The following is a 6,322-nucleotide window of genomic DNA, read 5'->3' on the forward strand; positions in this document are numbered from 1 at the left end:
GGCTGCGATGGCCGAAGTGGACGAATCGTCTTCAGGCTTTGGCGGGCGACGCAGCCTGCCCCAACGCGATCTTGAGCAGGTCGGCCACCGTGTTGGCGTTGAGCTTTTCCATGATGTTGGCGCGGTGCGCCTCGACCGTCTTGATGCTGATGCCCAGGTCGTCGGCGATCTGCTTGTTGAGGCGGCCGGCGACGATGCGCTCGAGCACCTGCGCCTCGCGGCCGGTGAGCTTGGACAACAGGGCATCGCGGCTGGCCGACTGCTGATGCTGTGCGAAGGCGCCGCGGGCATGTTCGAGCATGCGCTCGACCAGGGTGACAAGGGCTTCGTCGTTGAACGGCTTCTGGATGAAATCCATCGCGCCCTTCTTCATGCTGTCGACCGCCATGGGCACGTCGCCATGGCCGGTGATGACCACGATCGGCAACGGCGAGCGGCGTTCGATCAGCCGGTCTTGCAGTTCCATGCCGGACATGCCGCCCATGCGGATGTCGACGATGAGGCAAGCGACTTCGCGTGGGTCGTATCGAGACAAGAAGGACTCTGCTGAATCGAAGCATCGGACGCGGTAGTCCTTGCCTTCGAGCAGCCATTGCAACGAATCGCGGACTGCTTCGTCGTCGTCGACGACATAGACGGTGCCCTTCTTCGGGATCAGACTCATGCGGGTACTTTCGCCTCGTTGCTTGCTACGGAATCGGTAGCGTCGAACACCGGTATCCAGAAGGAAAAACGGCATCCCACGACGTCCGGGCCATTGTAGATGTTCTCCGCGCGCATCCGGCCGCGGTGCGACTCGACGATGGTGCGGCACAGGTTGAGCCCGATGCCCATGCCTTCGGGCTTGGTCGAGAAGAAGGCTTCGTAGAGCCGGTCCATGACTTCGGGCGCCAGACCCATGCCGGTGTCTTGCACCGAGAACTCGATGGCGTTCTGCGCGTCGATGGTCTTGGGCAGCACGCGCAGCTCGACGCTGCGGCGCGCGAGCGGACGGTTGGCCAGGTCGATGGACTCGGCCGCGTTCTTCAGCAGGTTCACCATCACCTGCTCGATCAGGATCGGGTCGACGCGAACCACCGGCAGCCTTGCTGCCACGTAGTGGTTGAGCCGCACGTTGCGCCGGCGCAGCTCGATGCCCGCCAGCTCCACCGCTTCGCTCACCATGGTCGAGACCTCGGCCGGCGTGCGGTTGGGCTCGCTGCGCTTCACGAAAGAGCGGATGCGCTGAATGATCTGCCCGGCCCGCTGGGCCTGCTTGGCGGTCTTGTCCAGCGCGGCGAGCAGGGCGTCCGAATCGATCTGCTGGCCGCGGATGCGCGACATCATTCCGTTGCAGTAGTTGGTGATGGCCGTCAGCGGCTGGTTGAGCTCGTGGGCCACGCTCGATGCCATCTCGCCCATGGTGATGAGCCGGCTGGCGGCCTGGGCGCGGTCCGCCTGTGCGGCCGACAGGTCCTCGGCCATGCGGCGCGGCGTGATGTCGGTGGCGATCACCAGCTGGGCGAGCCGGCCGTCGACCCAGGTCAGGTAGCGCGAACGCACTTCGAGCCACTTGCCCAGCTCCGGCACGAAGATCTCGTTGTTGGCTGGCTGGGCGGCCGTGAGCTGGTCGATCGGCAGGCCGGCGAACGGGTCCACGTCGTCCAGCGTGTCGTCGTGGGCATGCGATGCCGGCACGCCGGCCTGCGCCACCATGCTCAGGTGGCCGACCGTGTCGGAGCCGAACCAGAGACGGTAGAGCTTGTTGGCGAACAGCAGCTCTTCGCTGCCCAGCGGCGCAACCGACACCGACGCGTCCAGCGCCTCCAGCACGGTCGTGAAGCGCTCGTAAGACGCCGACAGCTGCTCGCGGATGCGGGTGGGCTCGGTGATGTCGGTCATCGAGGTCATCCAGCCGGTCTGGTGGCCGCGGGCATCGATCAGCGGCGAAACGTAGAGGCGGGCGTTGAACACGGTGCTGTTCTTGCGCTTGACGCGCACCTGAAAGCCCCCGGGCAGGGCACGGCCGTGCAGCTCTTCTTCGAGCCGTTCGTTCATGATCTCGCGGTCCGACTCCAGCCAGTAGGGGAAGGGCGGTGTCTGCCCGACGAGTTCGCTTTCGTCCCAGCCGGTCATCGCGCAGAAGGCTGCGTTGACGTACGTGATGCGGCCCTCCAGGTCGAGCACGCGCATGCCGGTGAGCATGGAGTTTTCCATCGCGCGCCGGAAGTTGGTTTCGGCCACCAGCGCCTGCTGGGCCTGCAGCCGCCGCCGCGTGTGGCGCCAGGTGCCGATCAGCATCCAGCTGGTCATCACGCTGAGTGCGCCCACCAGCCAGAACAGGCCGTTGCCGACGACGCCTTGCGAGGTGCGGTAGGCCTGGGCGCGCAGCAGCAGCGCGTTGCCGACCGGCGATACGGGCACCTCGTACTCGTTGGTCTGCTCGGCCCACGGCACCAGCTTCGCCTCGGCTTCTCGCGGGCTGGCGACCGTGTTGCCGGCGATCAGTCCGCCCTTGGCGTCCAGCAGCGAGACCGCGTAGCGCGCCGACACTTCCGACGGCATGCCATAGCGCAGCAGCCCGTCGATGGAAAACTCGCCGAGCACCTCTCCGGCGAACAGGCCTTGATCGAAAAAGGGCACGTGCAACTGCAGCATGGCCGGCGGGTCGCCGCCCGCGACCGGCTGCGAAAAGACCGGCTGGCGCAGTTCGCGGGCGAGCGCGTAGTTGCTCTCGATGTCGCCCGGGCGCAGCACGTCACCTACCGCATGCTGCTGTGCCGGATGGACGCTCGGTGCCGCATAGCCGGCCTTGAAGCGGCGGCGGTCGTCGATCCAGCTGATCGCCTGCAGTTCGGGAAACTGGCTGACCAGCGACTCTGCGCGGCTGCCGAATTCGGTGGCGTCGATCTCGCGGTTCGATGCGTCGCGCGCCAGGCGCATGAGTTGCTCCTGCCGCTCCAGCAGGCGCAGGCGCACGCGCTGCTGGGCGTATTCGACGTCGCGCTTCACCGACTCCTGCTCCCGCTCCACTTCTTCGGCCCGCAGGTACCAGAAGGCCGCGACGATGGCGGCCAGGAAGAGCACGACCGCCGCGAGCGGCGCCAGCATCGCCACCGCGTCCTGCAGCACCGGCGTTTGCCGCCGCCACCACCGCCGCCACCATGACAACGGCGACGCATGGACGGCGCTGCGCGCCACTGCGATCGGGGAGGAAAAGGGCATCGCGCGAGTTTAGGGGAAGGTCTCTTCCGAGCAACGGAGGGGCATTGCAGTTCCAAGGCCGGCAGTGCGGCAACCTGCATGCCCGAACTACTTCATTTCTAGATCGATGAAAGTCGATGGATTTCACATAAAGAAAACGTCACGCACTATTTGAAATTCGCAAATTTCTGTGAGAAACTCCTCGCGCTGCCGGATACGGCACTAAATTACCCAGCCACAACCCCCCGCAAAAAGGAGACAAGCATGTCGGCAATTCCCGAGAACCGATTCGGTTCCGCCGCCAATGACACGGACGCCCAGGAAACCCGCGAGTGGATGGACGCCTTGTCCGCCGTGATCGAGAGCGAGGGGCCCGAGCGCGCGCATTTCCTGCTCGAACAACTGCTCGAGCACGCGCGCCAGAACAGCATCGACAAGCCCTTCTCGGCCAACACCGCCTACCTGAACACGATCGAGCCCGATCAAGAGGAGCGCTCGCCCGGCAATCCCGAGATCGAAGAGCGGCTGCGTTCCTACATGCGCTGGAACGCGATGGCGATGGTGGTCAAGGCCAATCGCCTCCATCCGGCAGACGGCGGCGACCTGGGTGGCCACATCGGCTCCTTCGCCTCGCTGGCCAACATGTTCGGCGCCGGCTTCAACCACTTCTGGCATGCCGAAAGCGAGAAGCACGGCGGTGACTGCCTCTACATCCAGGGCCACGTGTCGCCCGGCATCTATGCCCGCGCCTACCTGGAAGGCCGTCTGACCGAAGAGCAGCTGCTCAATTTCCGGCAGGAGGTGGATGGCAAGGGCCTGTCCAGCTATCCGCATCCCAAGCTGATGCCCGAGTTCTGGCAGTTCCCGACGGTGTCGATGGGCCTCGGCCCGCTGATGGCGATCTACCAGGCGCGATTCCTCAAGTACCTGCATGCGCGCGGCATCGCCGACACGGCCAACCGCAAGGTGTGGGTGTTCTGCGGCGACGGCGAAATGGACGAGGTCGAATCCCTGGGCGCCATCGGCTTGGCGGCACGCGAGAAGCTCGACAACCTCGTCTTCGTCATCAACTGCAACCTGCAGCGTCTCGACGGCCCGGTGCGCGGCAACGGCAAGATCATTCAGGAACTCGAGGGCGAATTCCGGGGTTCCGGCTGGAACGTAATCAAGCTGATCTGGGGTGCCGGCTGGGATCCGCTGCTCGCGCGCGACAAGGACGGCGCGCTGCGCAAGATCATGATGGAGACCAACGACGGCGACTACCAGTCGTTCAAGGCCAATGATGGCGCCTACGTGCGCAAGAATTTCTTCGGCCGCGACCCGCGCACGCTCGAGCTGGTCTCCAAGATGAGCGACGACGACATCTGGCAATTGCGCCGCGGCGGCCACGACGCGCAGAAGGTCTACGCTGCCTTCCACTCGGCGGTCAAGCACACCGGCGAGCCGACCGTGTTGCTGGTCAAGACCGTCAAGGGCTTCGGCATGGGCAAGATCGGCGAGGGCAAGAACAATGTGCACCAGACCAAGAAGCTGACCGACGAAGACATCAAGGCCTTCCGCGACCGCTTCAACATCCCGATCCCGGACAGCCAGCTGCCCGACATCCCGTTCTACAAGCCCGCCGACGACACGCCCGAAATGCAGTACCTGCACGAGCGCCGCAAGGCGCTGGGCGGTTACTTGCCGCACCGCCGCACGACGGCCGACGAGAGCTTCACGGTGCCGGCACTCGACACCTTCAAGGCAGTGCTCGAACCGACTGCCGAGGGCCGCGAGATATCCACCACCCAGGCCTACGTGCGCTTCCTCACGCAGTTGCTGCGCGACAAGGCGCTCGGCCCGCGCGTGGTGCCGATCCTCGTCGACGAGGCGCGCACCTTCGGCATGGAAGGGCTGTTCCGCCAGGTCGGCATCTACAACCCCGATGGTCAGCAGTACACCCCGGTCGACAAGGACCAGGTCATGTACTACAAGGAAGACAAGGCCGGCCAGATCCTGCAGGAAGGCATCAACGAGGCCGGCGGCATGGCCAGCTGGATCGCTGCCGCCACGTCGTACAGCACCAACAACCGCATCATGGTGCCGTTCTACGTGTACTACTCGATGTTCGGCTTCCAGCGCATCGGCGACCTGGCCTGGGCGGCGGGCGACATGCAGGCGCGTGGCTTCCTGCTCGGCGGCACGTCGGGCCGCACCACGCTCAACGGCGAGGGCCTGCAGCACGAGGACGGCCACAGCCACATCCTGGCCAACACCATCCCCAACTGCGTGAGCTATGACCCGACCTTCGCGCACGAAGTCGGCGTGATCCTGCACCATGGCTTGAAGCGCATGGTCGAGAAGCAGGACAACGTGTACTACTACCTGACGCTGCTCAACGAGAACTACGCGATGCCCGGCCTGCAGCCCGGCACCGAGGAGCAGATCATCAAGGGCATGTACCTGTGCAAGCAGGCGCCGGTGATCAAGGCAGCTAAGGGCAAGGAAGCGCCGACCGTGCAATTGCTCGGCAGCGGCACCATCCTGCGCGAGAGCGTCGCAGCCCAGGAACTGCTCGAGAAGGACTGGGGTGTCGCCGCTTCGGTCTGGAGCTGCCCGAGCTTCAACGAGCTGACCCGCGACGGCCAGGACGCCGACCGCTGGAGCCTGCTGCATCCGACCGAGACGCCGCGCGTGCCCTTCGTGGCCGAGCAACTGTCGGCGACCACCGGCCCGGTGGTGGCATCCACCGACTACATGAAGGCTTACGCCGAGCAGATCCGCCCCTTCATCCCGAAGGACCGGACCTACCGCGTGCTGGGCACCGACGGCTTCGGTCGCAGCGACTTCCGCAGCAAGCTGCGCGAGCACTTCGAAATCAACCGCCACTACATCGTGGTCGCATCGCTCAAGGCCCTGGCCGACGACGGTGCCGTGCCTGCGCAGAAGGTGGCCGACGCGATCAAGAAGTACGGCATCAACGCCGACAAGATCAACCCGCTCTACGCGTAAACAACAAGCAACAACCCCATTGCGCCTCTAGGGCGGGAGACACGACATGGCTACTGTGGAAGTAAAGGTGCCGGACATCGGCGATTTCGACGAAGTCGCGGTGATCGAAGTGCTGGTGAAGGTGGGTGACTCGGTCAAGGCCGAGCAG

Annotated in this window: 4 protein-coding genes; 2 read left to right on the forward strand and 2 right to left on the reverse strand. The window is 65.1% G+C overall.

Annotation, left to right across the window (positions count from 1 at the left end; translation table 11 throughout):
• Positions 1 to 31: 31 nt before the first annotated feature.
• Both B0W80_RS09580 and B0W80_RS09585 read right to left on the reverse strand, forming a co-directional pair.
• The gene (locus B0W80_RS09580) at positions 32 to 664 is read right to left on the reverse strand and encodes a response regulator transcription factor (protein WP_076998882.1); all 633 of its coding nucleotides are present in this window, start codon (positions 662 to 664) and stop codon (positions 32 to 34) included.
• On the reverse strand, positions 661 to 3,204 hold the full coding sequence (locus B0W80_RS09585) for a PAS domain-containing sensor histidine kinase (RefSeq protein WP_076998883.1): 2,544 nt from the start codon (positions 3,202 to 3,204) through the stop codon (positions 661 to 663). Before B0W80_RS09585 ends, B0W80_RS09580 begins: the two co-directional genes overlap by 4 nt.
• 243 nt (positions 3,205 to 3,447) lie before the next feature.
• Here B0W80_RS09585 and aceE point away from each other — a divergent pair, with 243 nt between their 5' ends.
• Together aceE and B0W80_RS09595 are read left to right on the forward strand one after the other, a co-directional pair.
• Complete coding sequence (gene aceE, locus B0W80_RS09590; RefSeq protein WP_076998884.1) at positions 3,448 to 6,174, forward strand: pyruvate dehydrogenase (acetyl-transferring), homodimeric type; 2,727 nt, start codon at positions 3,448 to 3,450, stop codon at positions 6,172 to 6,174.
• Positions 6,175 to 6,220: 46 nt separating this feature from the next.
• The coding region (locus B0W80_RS09595; protein ID WP_143684541.1) for a biotin/lipoyl-containing protein at positions 6,221 to 6,322 on the forward strand (102 nt) is incomplete at its 3' end.

Origin of the sequence: Variovorax sp. KK3 (genome assembly GCF_001984055.1) — a bacterium.
Lineage (GTDB): Bacteria > Pseudomonadota > Gammaproteobacteria > Burkholderiales > Burkholderiaceae_C > Variovorax.

Coding starts and splice junctions, on each gene's coding strand:
- B0W80_RS09585 (WP_076998883.1), bottom strand. CDS start 3,204: ATGCCCTTTTCCTCCCCGATCGCAGTGGCGCGCAGCGCCGTCCATGCG.
- B0W80_RS09580 (WP_076998882.1), bottom strand. CDS start 664: ATGAGTCTGATCCCGAAGAAGGGCACCGTCTATGTCGTCGACGACGAC.
- aceE (WP_076998884.1), top strand. CDS start 3,448: ATGTCGGCAATTCCCGAGAACCGATTCGGTTCCGCCGCCAATGACACG.